General features: G+C 65.3%; 15 protein-coding genes. All 15 read left to right on the forward strand.

All coding sequences use genetic code 11. The features are described from left to right. Nucleotides 1-119 precede the first annotated feature (119 nt). The 15 genes from J7573_RS13255 to J7573_RS13325 all read left to right on the forward strand — a co-directional run bounded on the left by J7573_RS13255 (nucleotide 120) and on the right by J7573_RS13325 (nucleotide 15405). Nucleotides 120-1049: a LysR family transcriptional regulator gene (locus J7573_RS13255; protein ID WP_294335451.1), complete on the forward strand. Its 930-nt coding sequence runs from the start codon at nucleotides 120-122 to the stop codon at nucleotides 1047-1049. A 111-nt stretch (nucleotides 1050-1160) separates the two neighbouring features. Next, complete coding sequence (locus tag J7573_RS13260) at nucleotides 1161-2231, forward strand: C45 family peptidase (protein WP_294335452.1); 1071 nt, start codon at nucleotides 1161-1163, stop codon at nucleotides 2229-2231. Between the two features lie 58 nt (nucleotides 2232-2289). Beyond that, nucleotides 2290-3693, forward strand: coding sequence for an MFS transporter (locus tag J7573_RS13265; RefSeq protein WP_294335454.1), 1404 nt, complete (start codon nucleotides 2290-2292; stop codon nucleotides 3691-3693). After that, complete coding sequence (locus tag J7573_RS13270) at nucleotides 3662-3904, forward strand: hypothetical protein (protein WP_294335456.1); 243 nt, start codon at nucleotides 3662-3664, stop codon at nucleotides 3902-3904. Before J7573_RS13265 ends, J7573_RS13270 begins: the two co-directional genes overlap by 32 nt. Beyond that, entirely contained in the window at nucleotides 3901-4695 is a 795-nt protein-coding gene (gene xth / locus J7573_RS13275) for an exodeoxyribonuclease III (protein WP_294335457.1), read from the forward strand. Before J7573_RS13270 ends, xth begins: the two co-directional genes overlap by 4 nt. A gap of 160 nt (nucleotides 4696-4855) precedes the next feature. Continuing rightward, nucleotides 4856-5749, forward strand: coding sequence for a dihydrodipicolinate synthase family protein (locus tag J7573_RS13280; protein ID WP_294335458.1), 894 nt, complete (start codon nucleotides 4856-4858; stop codon nucleotides 5747-5749). 16 nt (nucleotides 5750-5765) lie between these two features. Next, nucleotides 5766-7091 carry an FAD-binding oxidoreductase gene (locus J7573_RS13285; RefSeq protein ID WP_294335459.1) on the forward strand — a complete coding sequence of 442 codons (1326 nt, stop codon included), beginning with the start codon at nucleotides 5766-5768 and terminating at the stop codon, nucleotides 7089-7091. Nucleotides 7092-7284: 193 nt separating this feature from the next. Continuing rightward, nucleotides 7285-8292: a GlxA family transcriptional regulator gene (locus tag J7573_RS13290; protein WP_294335460.1), complete on the forward strand. Its 1008-nt coding sequence runs from the start codon at nucleotides 7285-7287 to the stop codon at nucleotides 8290-8292. A gap of 144 nt (nucleotides 8293-8436) precedes the next feature. Beyond that, nucleotides 8437-9579, forward strand: a complete 1143-nt coding sequence (locus tag J7573_RS13295; protein WP_294335461.1) for a ring-hydroxylating oxygenase subunit alpha — start codon at nucleotides 8437-8439, stop codon at nucleotides 9577-9579. Then, nucleotides 9576-10331, forward strand: a complete 756-nt coding sequence (locus tag J7573_RS13300) for an SDR family oxidoreductase (RefSeq protein ID WP_294335462.1) — start codon at nucleotides 9576-9578, stop codon at nucleotides 10329-10331. The genes J7573_RS13295 and J7573_RS13300 overlap by 4 nt, the downstream gene beginning before the upstream one ends. 8 nt (nucleotides 10332-10339) lie before the next feature. Beyond that, the gene (locus tag J7573_RS13305) at nucleotides 10340-11269 is read left to right on the forward strand and encodes a 3-keto-5-aminohexanoate cleavage protein (RefSeq protein WP_294335463.1); all 930 of its coding nucleotides are present in this window, start codon (nucleotides 10340-10342) and stop codon (nucleotides 11267-11269) included. 19 nt (nucleotides 11270-11288) lie between these two features. Next, the gene (locus J7573_RS13310; RefSeq protein WP_294335464.1) at nucleotides 11289-12710 is read left to right on the forward strand and encodes an aminobutyraldehyde dehydrogenase; all 1422 of its coding nucleotides are present in this window, start codon (nucleotides 11289-11291) and stop codon (nucleotides 12708-12710) included. Nucleotides 12711-12715: 5 nt separating this feature from the next. Further along, entirely contained in the window at nucleotides 12716-13465 is a 750-nt protein-coding gene (locus tag J7573_RS13315) for an SDR family oxidoreductase (RefSeq protein WP_294335465.1), read from the forward strand. Next, nucleotides 13465-14397 (forward strand): 3-hydroxyacyl-CoA dehydrogenase NAD-binding domain-containing protein, encoded by a 933-nt coding sequence (locus J7573_RS13320; protein ID WP_294335466.1) that lies wholly within the window; start codon nucleotides 13465-13467, stop codon nucleotides 14395-14397. Before J7573_RS13315 ends, J7573_RS13320 begins: the two co-directional genes overlap by 1 nt. Before the next feature lie 57 nt (nucleotides 14398-14454). Next, entirely contained in the window at nucleotides 14455-15405 is a 951-nt protein-coding gene (locus J7573_RS13325; RefSeq protein WP_294335467.1) for a PDR/VanB family oxidoreductase, read from the forward strand. The last annotated feature ends 12 nt before the right edge of the window (nucleotides 15406-15417 follow it).

Below are 15417 nucleotides of genomic sequence, written 5' to 3' on the forward strand. Positions count from 1 at the left end.
AAAGGCGCGGGCAGGCACAACTTTTTTCGCGCTGGGGAAATAATCCATGGCCTATGATTGCCCGCAGATGCCCATACCCGCGCATCGCTCTTTTCGTTTGTGCCTGACAGGAAGAAACCATGGACAAGATGATGGCCCTGACCATCTTCGTCGCCGCTGCCGAGCACGGCAGCTTCAGCCGTGCCGCCGAGCAACTGGGCAAGACGCCTTCGGCGATCACCAAGGCAGTCGCACACCTGGAAAGCGAACTGGGCGTGCGCCTGTTCGAGCGCACCACCCGGCGCATGGCGCTGACCGAGGCCGGTAACCTGTACCTGGATGGCGCCCGGCAGGCGCTGATGCACCTGCAGCGGGTGACCGAAGAGGTGGAGCAGCTGCAGCACGCGCTGCGCGGCACCTTGCGCATCACCGCGCCGCCGTCGTTCGGCCCGGCGTTTCTCAACCAGGTGTGCTGCCGCTTCATGCGCGAGCACCCGCAGGTGCGCCTGGAGGTCAACCTCAATGATGCCAACGAAGACCTGATCGATGGCGGTTATGACCTGTCGCTGCGTGACGGCCCCACCGACCAGCCGGAACTGATTGCCCAGCCATTGATCGAGAACCGTGTGGTGCTCTGCGCCAGCCCCGCCTACCTTGCCCGCCACGGCGACGCGATCACCCTGGACAACTATGCCCAGCATGACTGGCTGCTGCTGCGCCACCCGCTGCTCAACCGCAGCTACTGGTGGATCGATCATGAGGGCCAGACCCTGCGCGTGCGCCAGCCGACGCCCAAGTTGGTGAGTGACAGTTTCGATTTCCTCCTGGCCTGCCTGCTCGATGGGCAGGGTCTGCAGTTCGTGCCGACCTGGAGTGTCGCGCCCTACCTGGCCAGCGGGCAGTTGCTGGAGGTGATGCCCGACTACTGGCGGGCCCTGAGCGCGTTCGGGCCGTGGGTCCATGTGCTGTACCTGCCGCACCGGCGCAATACCCGCAAGGTCCAGGCGTTCATCGCCATGCTGCATGAGCACCTGCGCGGGCAGGGCACGCCGGTGGCGGGGCGCGGCTGAGTTTTTCCGCCTGGGCACAAAAGTTGTGCGGGTTGTGGCAATGATCGGTGCGAGAACGCTGGTTAGGCTTGCAGCAGTCACCTGACCACCGCGTATCAGGAGTTTCCCGCAGTGAAGATCCACACCCTCGTCACCGACATCCGCACCCCCTTCGAGCGGGGCCGCCAGATCGGCGAACGCTTTGCCGAACAGATCCGTACCACCACCGCCCTGTACCTGGACTTCTTCCCCCGGGTGGGGGTATCGCTGGCCGAGGCACAGCGCATCGGCGAAAACAGCCTGGCCGCCCTGGAGGCCTGGAGCCCCAACCTGGCCACTGAAGTGGTCGGTATGGCCGACGGCGCCGGGCTGCCACTGTGGCAGCTGGCGAGCCTCAACGCCCGTACCGAAGTGCTGGCCGCCCGTACCCGCCACAGTGAATGCTCCACCACCGTGCACGCTCCCCGTGGGCCGCGAGCGCCGCAGACCCTGCAGACCTGGGACTGGCACGACAGCCTGTGCCCCCATGGCCTGATGCTGGCTCTGCAGAGCGAGCGTGGCATGCAGGTCAAGCTGTTCTGCGAGTTCGGCATGCTGGCCAAGCTGGGTGTGAACAGCGCAGGCGTGGGCCTGCACTTCAACATCCTTCACCACCGCAGCGACAACGACAGCGGCGGTGTGCCTGTGCACGCCATCGCCCGTCGCTTGCTGGAGGACGCCGGCAGTGTCGAAGAGGCCATCGAACTGGCACGTTCGGCGCGGGTCAGCGCCTCGACGGTGCTGACGGTATTCTCCCGCCAGGACTGCAGCCCCCGTGCGGTCAGCATCGAGCTGAGCCCCGAGCGCACGGCGCTGGTGTTGCCGCGTGAAGATGGCTGGCTGCTGCACACCAACCACTTCCTCGACCCTCAGCTGAGCCTGGGCGAGCAGGTCGCCGACCACGCCGACACCCTGTGCCGCCTGGGCCACCTGGAGCAGGTGATCGACCAGATGGGCAGCGCCGACCTGCGCGCCCGTGCCGAGGCCATGTGCGGTGCCGCGGGCGACAGCGCGCCGATCTGCTTCCACCCGGATATGGTCCTGCCCGACACCGAACGTTGGGAAACCCTGCTCAGCGTCGGCATCGACACCGAACGTTGCCTGCTGGAATACGTGGCTGGCACGCCCGTGCAGCTGGCCAGGGCCGGCTTCCAAACCTTCTGAGCCACACCGGCTGCAGCCTGCCCCGGCTGGCTGCGCCCGCTGAACGAGAACAACAACAATGCATGCGCAACAGACTCAGCCTGCGTCATCCCGCTCCGCTTTCCGTACCTTTTGCGTCTCCGGCATGGGCACGGCGCTGGAATTCTACGACTTCATCATCTACGGCACCGCCGCTGCGCTGGTGTTCCCCCAGGTGTTCTTCCCGCAGATGGATCACCTGACCGCCACCCTGGTGGCGTTCAGCGCCTTTGGCGCGGGCTTCTTCGCCCGCCCGCTGGGGGGGCTGGTGTTCGGCCACTTCGGTGACCGCATCGGCCGCCAGAAGGTGCTGGTCACCACCTTGCTGCTCATGGGCCTGAGTACCTTTCTTATCGGCTGCCTGCCTGGCCATGCCAGCGTCGGCGTGGCGGCACCGATCCTGCTGGTGCTACTGCGCCTGATCCAGGGTTTTGCCGCCGGCGGCGAGTGGGGCGGTGCCGCGTTGTTCGGCATCGAGTCGGCGCCGCCTGGGCGGCGTGGCCTGTGGGGCAGCTTCACCAGCATGGGTATCGGTGTCGGCGGCATTCTCGGGGCTGCAGTGTTCGCCATCGTCAGTGCGGCCTTCAACGACAACCTGGTCGATTTTGCCTGGCGCATTCCGTTCTGGCTGGGTGGCACCTTGGTGCTGATCGGCCTGTACGCACGGTTGAAAGCGCCAGCTCCCGCCAGCATGCCTGAGGCCAGACCTGCGCGTGCACCGCTGGCCGAGGCCCTGCGCCAGCGCCCACGGCAGCTGCTGCTGTGCACCGGGGTCGCCTTCGGCTACTGCACCATCGCCTATATCGGCAGCACGTTTTTCCTCACCTACGCCACGCAGGTCGGTTTTGGCAGTACCCAGGCGCTGATGTTCGACCTGGTTCTGTCAGTGGCCATCGTGTTTTCTGCGCCGCTGTTCGGCTACCTGTCGGACCGCCTGGGCCGACGTGTGGTGATGGGTTTCGGTGCGGTGATCATGGCCATGGGGTTGTTCGCTTTCTTCTCGCTGGTGGGCATGAAGAGCTTCGCCATCGCCTTGTTTGCTTATTGCCTGACCGGCCTGCTGATGGGCGCGACCCAGGGCCCGATTCCGGCCTTGCTCGGCGAGCAGTTCCCGCGCAGCATGCGCTATTCGGGGATTTCGGCCAGTTATCAGATCGGCGCGGCGTTGGGCGGCGGTACAGCTTCGAGCATCGCCACGGCGATCCTGATCCTGACTGACCACAACCCGCTGGGCGTGGCGTTGTACGGGGCAGCGGCACTGGCGCTGGTTGCCGTGTGCTCGCTGATGCTACGGGAGACTTCGCGCTTGAGCATGGCGCAGATCGATGAAGAGGATGCCAGCGACGCTGCGGTTGAACGTTGCCAAGGGGCAGGGCTCATACATGCAAAGGGCACCGTGAGGAGTGTCACCCATGAGCATCGAACGCAGCATCCCCGAGCTTGAGGCCTGGTACGCCCAGTACGACGACATCAGCTACCGCCGCGAGTCGCCGGATGCCTACCACCATGAACTGGTGCGCAGCGCCGAGGCCCTGCGCGACGATGGTGCGATCGACTGGGACGACTGGCTGGCGCTGAAGGCGCTGGCAGACGAGGCCCATGTCGGGGCCCTGGAAGACGCCGTGCAGGCCCACGTCAGCGACCCCGACGCATGAAAGCGCTGAAGATCGCCACCTTCAACATCAACGGCATCCGCAGCCGCCTGCCGGCGCTGCTGGCCTGGCTGGAACGGGAGCAGCCGGACATCGCCTGCCTGCAGGAACTCAAGGCGCCCGACCCGCAGTTCCCGCGCCAGGCGCTGGAGGCGGCCGGCTATGGCAGCCTGTACCAGGGGCAGCCGTCGTGGAACGGCGTGGCGATCCTGGCGCGTGGCAGCGAACCGCTGGAGGTACGTCGCGGCTTGCCCGGCATGGAGGACGACAGCCAGAGCCGCTATCTGGAGGCCGCTGCGCATGGGGTGCTGGTGGCGTGCTTGTACCTGCCGAACGGCAACCCGCAGCCCGGGCCGAAGTTCGATTACAAGCTGCGCTGGTTCCGGTGCCTCATCGAGCATGCCAAGGCACTGTATGGCAGCGGTCACCCGACGGTGCTGGCAGGCGATTTCAACGTGGTGCCCACCGACATGGACATCTACAACCCACGCTCATGGCTTAAGGACGCGCTGCTGCAACCCGAGTCGCGGGCGTGTTATCGGCAACTGCTGGAGCAGGGCTGGGTCGATGCCATTCGCCACCTGCACCCTGACGAGCGCGTGTATACCTTCTGGGATTACTTTCGCAATCACTGGGCGCGCAATGCCGGGTTGCGCATCGACCATTTGCTGCTCAACCCGGACCTTGCCCCTTACCTGAAGCGGGCGGGTGTCGACGCCTGGGTGCGCAATGAAGCCAAGGCCAGTGACCATGCGCCGGTGTGGGTCGAACTGGTGGCGCGCCGGCAGGCCTGAGCCCTTTCAAGGTGCACTGGCATAACCGAAAATCAGGCAATTGACTGCGCAAATGTCGCTGTAACCGCTGCAGGTGAAACCTTAGGCTTTTCGCATGGAGCAACAGACCGCTCGATGCCGTGGCTGGACCGTCCAGCCGAAAACAATAAGGAGTTACCGCATGTCTGCATTCGCGTTTTCCGGTGTGAACCTGGCCATTACCACCCCGTTCGATCCACAGGGCAAGATCGACTTCGCGCGTTTCGAAAACTTGATCGAGCGCTACATCGCCGCCGGTGTGCATGGCCTGGTGCTCAGTTCCGGAACCGGCATGCATGTGTACCTGAGCAAGGATGAGTCCAAGGAGCTGGTGGTATTCGGCGCCAAGGTCATCAATGGCCGTGCGCGGGTGATTGCCCAGACCTCCGCGCTGCTGGTCGAAGAGGTGGTCGAGCGCACCCGCCACGCCAAGGACTGCGGTGCCGATGGTGTGATGGTGTTGCCCCCGTTCTTCGAAGGCCCGACCGATGACCAGGGCATCATCGATTTCTACTCGACGGTGGCCCAGGTCGGCTTGCCGATCATTGGCTACAACGTGCCACAGGCCGTGGGTGTCGAAGTCACGCCCGCGCTGTTCAGGCAGTTGAGCGAGATCCCCAACTTCGTGTCGGTCAAGGACAGCAGCGGCGACTTGGCGGCCCAGGCCGCGTTGTCGCGCACCGGTCTGCCGACCATGAACGGCGCCGACCCGCTGGTGCCCTATGCGTTGTTTGCGGGTGCTGCAGGGTTGATCTGGGGCGGTGCGAACCTGGCGCCGAAGACCTGCGTGGCCCTGGCCAATGCCGCCAGCGAGGGCAAGTGGGCTGAAGTGCAGCAGATCTGGAAGCACCTGGCCCCGGTGATGTCGCTGATCTGGCAGGGCGACTACGTGCAGTCGGTGTATGCCGGAGCGCAGATCATGGGCTTTGACGCCGGTAACCCACGCCGTCCGCTGCGGCGCCTGGCCGAGGAAAAGCTGGGAGCGCTGCGTGAAGCACTGGCGCCGCTGATCGACCGCGAAGCTTCGGCTTCCTGACCGGGGGGCTGCGAGCATGTACGTCGCATCGAAGATGCCCAGCAACCATGGCAGCTCAGGCTGGACCGAGATGTTGCCGCCGCGTGTGGCCAACGCCGCACTGGACAGTGCCGTCACCGCCGATGTGGCGATTATCGGTGGCGGCTTTGCCGGCCTGTCGGCAGCTCGCCAGCTGACGCGCCGGGACCCGACTCTGAAGGTGGTGCTGCTCGAAGCCGGCACCGTCGGCGAGGGCGCCTCGGGGCGCAATTCGGGTTTCATCATCGACCTGCCCCACGAGGTCTCTGCCGAAGGCCTGGGCGGCGGCTCGCTTGATCGCGCCAGGCGCGACATCAAGCTGTATCGCACGGCCATCGACATGGGCCGCGAACTGGCCGAAGCGCAGGGTTGGGGCAAGGCGGTGTTCGACCCCTGCGGCCGCTTCAGTGTCGCCCGTGGTGCGCAAGGAGACGAGCACATCCTGTCGTACGCCAGGCAGCTGGACGCGCTGGGCGAACCTTACGAGCTGCTCGACACCCGCCAGATCGGCGCGGTGACCGGCAGCCCGGCCTACACCTCGGGCCTGTTCATGCCCGGCACGGTGATGATCCAGCCGGCGGCGTATGTGCGGCGCTTTGCCGATGCGTTGGCAGGTGCGGTGCGGGTGTACGAGCAGACGCCGGCCTTGTCGTTCAAGCAGGTGGGTGGCGCCTGGGTGATCAAGACGCCGAAGGGTGTGGTCACGGCGGGCAAGATCATCCTGGCCAACAACGGCCACGCCCAGAGCTTCGGTTTCTTCAAGGGCCAGCTGTTGCACGTGTTCACCTATGCCTCGCTGACCGAACCTTTCGACCCCAAGCGCCTGCCGGGCCAGCGTACCTGGGCGGCGACCCCGGCCTTGCCGATGGGCACCACGGTGCGTCGCATCAGCGACGGTGACAGTGACCGCATCCTGGTGCGCTGGCGCTACAGCTACAACCCGAGCCTTACCATTGGCGACAGCCAGGTGGGCAGTGCCGGGCGGGTACACGACGGCAAGTTCCTTACGCGCTTCCCCAGCCTCAAGGGGCTGCGCATGGAGTACCGCTGGGGTGGGCCGATGGCGCTGACCTGGAACAGCGTGCCGGCGTTTGGCGAGGTGGATCGCGGGGTGTTCGCGGCCTGTGGTTGTAATGGGCTGGGGGCGTCCAAGTCCAGTGCCGCTGGCATTGCAGCAGCTGATCAGGCACTGGGCGTGCGCAGCGAACTGGTGGAGATCTTCAGCGGTTTCGACAAACCGAAGCAGTTGCCGCCACAACCGTTCCTGACTATCGGTGCAAAGGCCAACATGAAGCTCAAGGAACTGCGGGCAGGGGATGAGTGAGGTACCTAAAAGGGGGCTGCTTTGCAGCCCATCGCAGGCAAGCCAGCTCCCACAGGGACCGCGCGATGCCTGACCCAGCGCAGTCCCTGTGGGAGCTGGCTTGCCTGCGATGGGCCGCAAAGCGGCCCCCATCCGCTAATTCGACAGGCATTTTCTCGTATCATCAGGCCAACCCCTGCGAAGCGAGATCCACGTGTTCAACTTCCTGATCATCGTGTTCCCCTACTTCAACGCCGCCGCCACCACGGCGTTCGTCGACCCGTTCCGGGCCGCCAACTACCTGAGCGGGGAGAGCCGCTTCCACTGGCAGTTCGCCTCGGTCGAGGGCGGCGGTATCCGCGCGTCCAACGGCATGGACCTGTTCACCCAGTCGCTGGCCAGCGTGCGCGACCAGCCTTGGGACCTGGTCGTGGTTTCGTGCAGCTGGGCACCGGAGCAGCACCACAGCGCCCACCTGCAAGGGGCGCTGCGGGCCTGGGCCAGCAAGGGCTGCATGCTGGCCGGCCTGGACACCGGCACCTTCCTGCTGGCCGAAGCCGGCTTGCTGGCGGGGCGCCGGGCCACGGCGCACTATGAGCATATCGACGCCTTGCTCGAACTGTACCCGGACGTGACCATCGTCGAGGACCTGTATGTCTTCGACCAGAACCGCATCACCTGTTGTGGCGGCGCGGCCTCCACGGATGCGGCGCTGCAGTTGATCCGTAACCTGCAGGGCGAAACCGTGGCCAACGAAGCGGCACGCTACGTGTTCCACCAGCAGTTCCGCCCTGGCAGCAGCCAGCAGAACCCGGAAGCCCGGCAACCGCTTGGGCACACCATTCCGCTGGCGGTCAGGCAAGCGATCAAGCTGATGGAGCGGCACCTGGAAGAGGTGATCAGCATCCCCGACCTGTGCGAGCAGGTGGGTATTTCCCAACGGCAGCTCGATCGCCTGTTCCGCCAGGTGGTGCACAAGAGCCCGGCCTTGTACTACCGCGACATCCGCCTGGACCGGGCGCGTGGCCTGGTGACCCAGACCGACCTGGCGCTGACCAAGGTCGGGGTCGCGTCGGGCTTCCCCAACCAATCGCATTTCTGCCGCATCTACCGCGAACGCTTCGGCCTGACCCCGCGCCAGGATCGTCAGGAAGGGCGGGTGCCGTTCGACTACCGGGCTTGGCCAATGCACCAGCAGGGCAAGCCCGCTGGTCGCCAATAGAGGGCTCATGCCTAAAAACGACAATGGCGAAAACTGAATAAAACACGGCGTAATTTGCACATTTAATCCCCCCGGCCCGGATCACTATCAACGCCACAGAGCAGGCAAAACCCCATTGCCTGTAACAATAAAAGGGCCGTTGACATGTCTGATCTGATCCATCCTCGCCAATTCGAATCGATCAAGCAGGGGTATGACCCGGACCCGCTGCGCTCCCAGTCCCTGCGTGCCGAGGCTTATGTCGACCCGGAGTGGTTCCGCCTCGATCAGCAGGCCATTCTCGCCAAGAGCTGGCAGTGGGTGTGCCACGTGGAAAAGGTCCGTGAGCCCGGTGCCTATACCACGGTGGACATCGCCGGTCACCCGATTGCGGTAGTGCGCGACCAGGAAGGCGTGCTGCGTGCCTTCTACAACGTCTGCAAGCATCGCGCTCACCCGGTGCTGCAAGGTGAAGGCAAGACCCGGCGCATCGTCTGCCCGTACCATTCCTGGTGCTATGGCCTCAACGGCGGGCTGGTCGCCGCGCCCCATGTCGGCGGGCTCAAGGACTTCAACAAGGAAGAGATTCACCTGACCCCGGTGCAGGTCGAGGAGTTCTGCGGCTTCGTCTACGTCAACCTCGACCCGCAGGCCACGCCGCTGCGCGAGCAGTCCGGCGACCTGGCCAAGGAGATCCTGCACTGGGCGCCGGATATCGAGAAACTGACCTTCGCCCACCGCCTGACCTACGAGATCAAGTCCAACTGGAAGAACGTGGTCGACAACTTCCTCGAGTGCTACCACTGCCCGACCGCGCACAAGGACTTCTGCACCCTGGTCGACATGGACACCTACAAGGTGCAGACCCACGGTATCTATTCCAGCCACATGGCTGAAGCCGGCAAGGGCCAGAACTCGGCCTACGACGTGTCCAAGGCCAGCGTGCGCACCCATGCGGTGTGGTGGCTGTGGCCCAATACCTGCCTGATGCGCTACCCCGGGCGCAGCTCGATGATCGTGCTGAACATCGTGCCCATGGGCCCTGACCGTACCTTCGAGACCTACGACTTCTTCCTCGAAACCCCTGAACCGGACGACATGGAAAAAGAGGCCATCCGCTACCTGGATGAAGTGCTGCAGGTCGAAGACATCTCGCTGGTGGAGAACGTCCAGCGCGGCATGCAGACCCCGGCCTTCGACCAGGGCCGGATCGTCACCGACCCGAACGGCTCGGGTAAATCCGAGCATGCCTTGCACCACTTCCATGGCCTGGTACTGGACGCCTATGCGCGCTGCGTGAAGCCATGAGCGGCGGCCTGATCGGCAAGGTGGCGCTGGTCACCGGCGCCACCGGCGGCATCGGCCGCGCGGTGTGCGAGCGCCTGCTCAAGGAAGGGGCGCTGGTCTATGCCGCCGACCTTTCCCAGCAGCATCCGGTGCCGGGGGCGACGGCGCTGCAGCTGAATGTCGCCGACGAGGCCCAGGTGCAGGCGGCGATGCAGCAGGTGGCACGGGAGCAGGGGCGGCTCGATGTGCTGGTGAACGCCGCCGGTATCGAAGTGGAGCACACCATCGAGCACACCAGCCTGGAGGTGTGGAACCGGGTGTTCGCGGTCAACGTCACCGGCACCTTCCTGGTCAGCAAGCACGCCTTGCCGTTGCTGCGCGAAAGCAGCGGGGCCAGCGTGATCAACTTCGGCTCCTACGACGGCTTCATTGCCGACCCGGGGCTCGCGGCGTACTGCGCCAGCAAAGGCGCGGTGCATGCGCTGACCCGGGCCATGGCCTGCGACCACGGCCCCGAGGGTATCCGCGTCAATGCGGTGTGCCCCGGCTACATCGACACGCCGATGCTGCGCAGCTTCTTCCAGGACCACGGTGATATCGCCAGCCTGGAAAGCGCGGTGCGCGATGTGCACCCGACCCGGCGCTACGGCACCCCGGCCGATGTCGCCAACCTCGTGTACTGGCTGGCCAGTGACGAGGCCCGCTATGCCAGCGGCCAGTTGTGGGTCCTCGATGGCGGCCTGACCGCCCAAGTCCAACAAATGAAACTGTGAGCCTCGCCATGCCAAAATCCGTCATCATCACCTGCGCCACCACCGGTGGCGTGCACACCCCGACCATGTCGGAATACCTGCCGATCACCCCGCAGGAAATCGCCGATTCTTCCATCGAGGCCGCCGAGGCCGGGGCTTCGATCATCCACCTGCATGCCCGCAACCCCGAGACCGGCAAGCCGGACCCGCGCCCGGAGCTGTTCCAGGATTTCATGGGGCAGATCCACCGCCAGAGCGATGCGGTACTGAACGTTTCCACCGGCGGCGGCCTGGGCATGACCCGCGAGGAGCGCCTGCGTGCGGCGCTGGCGGTGAGCCCGGAGATGGCCTCGCTGAACGTCGGTTCGATGAACTTCGGCATCTTCCCGATGAAGGCCAAGTATTCGAACTGGAAGCATGACTGGGAACCGGCCTTCCTCGACAGCACCCGCGACTTCATCTTCCGCAACACCTTTGCCGACATCGAATACATCGTCAAGGAGCTGGGCGAAGGCCACGGTACCCGCTTCGAATTCGAATGCTACGACCTGGGCCACCTGTACAACCTGGCGTGGGTGATCGACCAGGGCTGGGTCAAGCCACCGTTCCTGATCCAGATCGTGTTCGGTGTGCTGGGGGGCGTGGGCGCCGACCTGGACAACCTGATGCACATGCACACCGTGGCGCAGAAGCTGTTCGGCAAGGATTACGAATGGTCGGTGCTGGCGGCAGGCAAGAACCAGATGGCCTTTGCCACCCAGGCGGCAATGCTCGGCGGCAACGTGCGGGTCGGCCTGGAAGACAGCCTGTTCATCGGTGCTGGCGAGAAGGCCAGGAGCAATGCCGAACAGGTGCTGAAGATCCGCTCGATCATCGAAAACCTCGGGCTCAAGGTGGCCACGCCTGCAGAAGCCCGGGCGCGCCTGGGCTTGAAAGGGCGCGACAAGATCACCTTGTGATTCGCGATGGGGATACGCCATGCATAACAAAATGTTGATCAACGGCGAGCTCGTCGAGGGCGCCGCTGCGCCCTTGACTGTCATCGACCCGGCCACCGGGGAAGCGATTGTCAGCGTCGGCCAGGCGGATGACGCTCAGCTGGACTGCGCCGTGCGCAGCGCCCATGAAGCCTTCGAGTCGTATTCGCAGACCACCCCGGCGCAGCGCGCCGCGCTGCTGCAGGACATTGCCGGGGTCATCGAGGCCCATGCCGAAGAACTGGCCGCACTGGAAAGCCAGAACGTCGGCAAGCCCTGGCCATCGGCACTCAATGACGAGATGCCGCTGACCCTCGACACCTTCCGTTTCTTTGCCGGTGCAGCCCGCACCCTGGCCGGTGTCGCGGCGGGCGAGTATGTGGCCGGGCACACCAGCCTGATCCGGCGCGACCCGATCGGCCCGGTGGCGGCCATCGCGCCGTGGAACTACCCGCTGATGATGGCCGCCTGGAAGCTGGCAGCACCGCTGGCGGCCGGTTGCAGCGTAGTGCTCAAGCCTTCCGAGGTGACCCCGCTGTCGACCTTGCGGCTGGGGCAGCTGCTGGCGGACGTGGTGCCCAAGGGCGTCATCAATATCGTCCACGGGGTGGGCAGTTCCACCGGGGCCCGGCTGATCAATGCCGAGGGCATCGAAGCCGTGAGCATCACCGGTTCGCCAGCCACCGGCAGCGCAGCCATGCGCGCTGCTGCGCAACAGATGCGCCAGGTGCATGTCGAGCTGGGTGGCAAGGCACCGGTCATCGTCTATGAGGATGCCGACATCGAAAAATTGGTCGCCACCTTGCGTGCCACGGCGTTCTTCAATGCCGGCCAGGATTGCGCCCAGCCTTGCCGGGTGCTGGTGGCCAGCAAGGTCTATGACCGCGTGGTCAGTGCCCTGGCCGAAGCGGCGGCGACGATCAAGGTCGGTGCGCCCAGGGCCGCCGGCACAGAGATGGGGCCGCTGGTGACCGAACTGCACCGGCAACGGGTGGCCGGTTTCTTCGAGCGCGCCCGGGCCTATGCCGAGGTGGTGACGGGGGGCACGGTCGAGCCCGGCGGCGGGTTCTTCTACAGCCCGACCGTGATTGCCGATGTCGACCATCACGCGGAAATCGCCACCCAGGAACTGTTCGGCCCGGTGATTTCGGTGTCGCGCTTCACTGAAGGGCAAGACCCGGTCGCGATCGCCAACGCCACCCGCTATGGCCTGGCCTCGTCGCTGTGGACCCGTGACAGTGGCCGCGCCATGGCGGCCAGCAGCCGCCTGCGCTACGGCTTCACCTGGGTCAACACCCACGGTGTGGCCACGCCGGAAATGCCCTGGGCCGCAATGAAAGGCTCAGGCCACGGTTGTGACATGTCGGTGTTCGCGCTCGACGCCTACACCAGCGTTCGCCACGTCATGCTCGCGCACGGGTGACCCACATGGACAAATCAGCAGTGATCGTGACCGGTGGCAGCCGTGGCATCGGCCTGGCCATCGTCGAGAAATTCTTCGCCCAAGGGCGCCAGGTCGTCACCTGCGGGCGTGGCGCCAGGCCACGGCATCTGGACAGTGCGGTGGAGTGGGTGCAGGCCGATGTGGCCCGCCCGGAGGATGCCCGCTACATCGTAGAACGTGCCGAACAGCGCTTTGGCCGCGTGGGCATCCTGGTCAACAACGCCGGCGTGCAAGTCGAGAAGACCGTGCTGGAAAGCACCGACGCCGATTGGGAGGAGGTGATGGGCATCAACGCCCGCGGCACCTTCAACCTGTGCCGGGCGGTGTTGCCGGGCATGGTCCAGTGCGGCGGCACCATCATCAACCTGGGTTCGATCTCCGGGCAGAGCGCCGACCCGTCCATGGCCCTCTACAACGCGTCCAAGGCCTTCGTGCATGGGCTGACCCGCTCCATTGCCGTCGACCACGGCCCGCGGGTGCGCTGCAACGCGGTCTGCCCCGGCTGGATCATGACGGCGATGGCCGAGGACGCCTTTGCCATGGCCGCCGACCCGGCAAAAGCCAAGGCCGACGCCCTGGCGCGCCACCCGGCAGGCCGCTTTGGCCAGCCTGACGATATTGCCGAGACCGTGGCCTGGCTGGCCTCTGACGCGGCGCGTTTCATTACCGGGCAGTGCTTCGTCGTCGACGGCGGCCTGACCAGTGCATCCCCCCTGCAACCGAGGTTCTTCTGATGAGTGAATTCCAAAATGTCGCGGTGATTGGCGCGGGTGTGATCGGTGCCAGCTGGGCCGCGCTGTTTCTGGCCTCCGGGCGCAATGTGGCCGTGTATGACCCGTCGCCGACCATGGAGGCCGATGTCCGCAGCTACATCGACAACGCCTGGCCGACCCTGCGCGAGCTGGGCCTGGCCGATGCCGAGCCAGGCCAGTTGAGTTTCCATGGCGATGTTGCCAGCGCCGTGGCGGGGGCGGATTTCATCCAGGAAAGCGTGCCGGAGCGCATCGCCATCAAGCATGAGCTGTTCGCCAAGCTGGAAGCGGCCCTCAAACCCGGTGCCATCGTCGCGTCGTCCGCTTCCGGCCTGCGCCTGGGCGAGATGCAGGCGGGTTGGCAGAACCCGTCGCACTTCATCCTCGGCCATCCGTTCAACCCGCCGCACCTGATCCCGCTGGTCGAGGTCATGGGCAACGACAAGACAGCGGCCGGTGTGGTCGAGCAGGCCGAGCGCTTCTATGCGCTGGTCGGCAAGGTGACCATCCGGGTCAACCGTGAAGTGAAGGGGCATGTTGCCAACCGCCTGCAGGCCGCGTTGTGGCGCGAGGCCATTCACCTGGTCAAGAGCGGCGTGGCCAGTGTGGAAGACGTCGACAAGGCGGTCTGGGCAGGGCCTGGCCTGCGCTGGGCGGCCATGGGGCCGACCTTGCTGTTCCACCTTGGCGGCGGGTCGGAAGGCCTGAGTTCGTTCTGCCAGAAGTACACCGAGAGCTTCCACGGCTGGTGGGACGACCTGGGCGACCCTCGCCTCGATGCGCAGACGGCTTCGATGCTGGTCGAGGGCGTGCACGATGAGGCCGGTGAGCACAGCTGGGCGACCCTTGCCACGCAGCGGGACGAACTGATCACCCGCATGTTGAAGGCGACCACGCCGCTTCGGCGCGGTTGAGAGTCGGCCCGAGGCCCTCCAGGCTTCGGGCCAGTTTGCCGCAGTGTGAGGTTTGCCATGCCTGAACAATTGACCCTACAAATAACCGACCTGATTGCCGAGGCCAAAGGCGTCGTGGTCATCGAGCTGCGTTCGCCGGATGGGGCAGCATTGCCGCCGTTCAAGCCCGGTGCCCATATCGAGCTGCATCTGCCGGGCGAACTGGTACGCCAGTATTCGCTGTGCAATGACGCCCGCGATACCCATCGCTACTGCGTGGGCGTTGGCCTGTCGCCCGTCAGCCGCGGCGGCTCCCGGCATGTGCATCAGTCGCTGCGGGTGGGCGACACGCTGACAGTCAGCGCGCCGCGCAACCATTTCCCGCTGGAGGAAGACGCCCCGGGTTTCGTGTTCTTTGCGGGCGGCATCGGTATCACGCCGGTCTGGTCGATGATCCAGTGGTGCGAGGCCAATCAGCGTCCGTGGCATCTGTACTACGTAGTACGCAGTCGCCAGCGGGCAGCGTTTCTGGAGGCGCTGCAGCCTTTTGCCGATCGGGTCACCTTGCATGCCGATGACGAGGTCGGTGGGCTGTTCGATATCACTGCAGCCATCGGCCAGCAGCCTGCCAATGTGCATTTCTACACCTGCGGCCCGACCCCCTTCATGCTCGCGGTCGAAGCCGCCGCGCGCGGTTACCCCGAAGAGCAGGTGCATTTCGAGTGGTTTACCCCGAAGGAGCCGAAGACCACGGCAACCGACAAGCCCTTTACCGTCCAGTTGGCACGCAGCGGCAAGGCCTTCGAAGTGCCCGCGGACCAAAACATTCTCCAGGTGCTGGAAGCCAACGGCCTGCGCGTGGAAAGTTCGTGCCGGGAGGGTACCTGCGCCTCATGCGAAACCTGTGTGCTGGACGGCGCGCCGGACCATCGCGACAGCGTGCTGACGCCGGCCGAGCGCAAGAACAACGACGTGATGATGATCTGCGTGTCCCGCGCACTGTCGCAAACACTGGTGCTCGACCTCTGAGTCGAACGCCAT

Source organism: Pseudomonas sp., assembly GCF_017744435.1.
In the GTDB taxonomy this organism is placed as follows: domain Bacteria; phylum Pseudomonadota; class Gammaproteobacteria; order Pseudomonadales; family Pseudomonadaceae; genus Aquipseudomonas.

What these genes read in the sequence shown, in the direction of transcription:
- J7573_RS13300 (WP_294335462.1), top strand. Translation starts at nt 9,576, where the DNA reads ATGAGCGGCGGCCTGATCGGCAAGGTGGCGCTGGTCACCGGCGCCACC.
- J7573_RS13285 (WP_294335459.1), top strand. Translation starts at nt 5,766, where the DNA reads ATGTACGTCGCATCGAAGATGCCCAGCAACCATGGCAGCTCAGGCTGG.
- J7573_RS13255 (WP_294335451.1), top strand. Translation starts at nt 120, where the DNA reads ATGGACAAGATGATGGCCCTGACCATCTTCGTCGCCGCTGCCGAGCAC.
- J7573_RS13325 (WP_294335467.1), top strand. Translation starts at nt 14,455, where the DNA reads ATGCCTGAACAATTGACCCTACAAATAACCGACCTGATTGCCGAGGCC.
- J7573_RS13295 (WP_294335461.1), top strand. Translation starts at nt 8,437, where the DNA reads ATGTCTGATCTGATCCATCCTCGCCAATTCGAATCGATCAAGCAGGGG.
- J7573_RS13280 (WP_294335458.1), top strand. Translation starts at nt 4,856, where the DNA reads ATGTCTGCATTCGCGTTTTCCGGTGTGAACCTGGCCATTACCACCCCG.
- xth (WP_294335457.1), top strand. Translation starts at nt 3,901, where the DNA reads ATGAAAGCGCTGAAGATCGCCACCTTCAACATCAACGGCATCCGCAGC.
- J7573_RS13310 (WP_294335464.1), top strand. Translation starts at nt 11,289, where the DNA reads ATGCATAACAAAATGTTGATCAACGGCGAGCTCGTCGAGGGCGCCGCT.
- J7573_RS13315 (WP_294335465.1), top strand. Translation starts at nt 12,716, where the DNA reads ATGGACAAATCAGCAGTGATCGTGACCGGTGGCAGCCGTGGCATCGGC.
- J7573_RS13270 (WP_294335456.1), top strand. Translation starts at nt 3,662, where the DNA reads ATGAGCATCGAACGCAGCATCCCCGAGCTTGAGGCCTGGTACGCCCAG.
- J7573_RS13265 (WP_294335454.1), top strand. Translation starts at nt 2,290, where the DNA reads ATGCATGCGCAACAGACTCAGCCTGCGTCATCCCGCTCCGCTTTCCGT.
- J7573_RS13305 (WP_294335463.1), top strand. Translation starts at nt 10,340, where the DNA reads ATGCCAAAATCCGTCATCATCACCTGCGCCACCACCGGTGGCGTGCAC.
- J7573_RS13320 (WP_294335466.1), top strand. Translation starts at nt 13,465, where the DNA reads ATGAGTGAATTCCAAAATGTCGCGGTGATTGGCGCGGGTGTGATCGGT.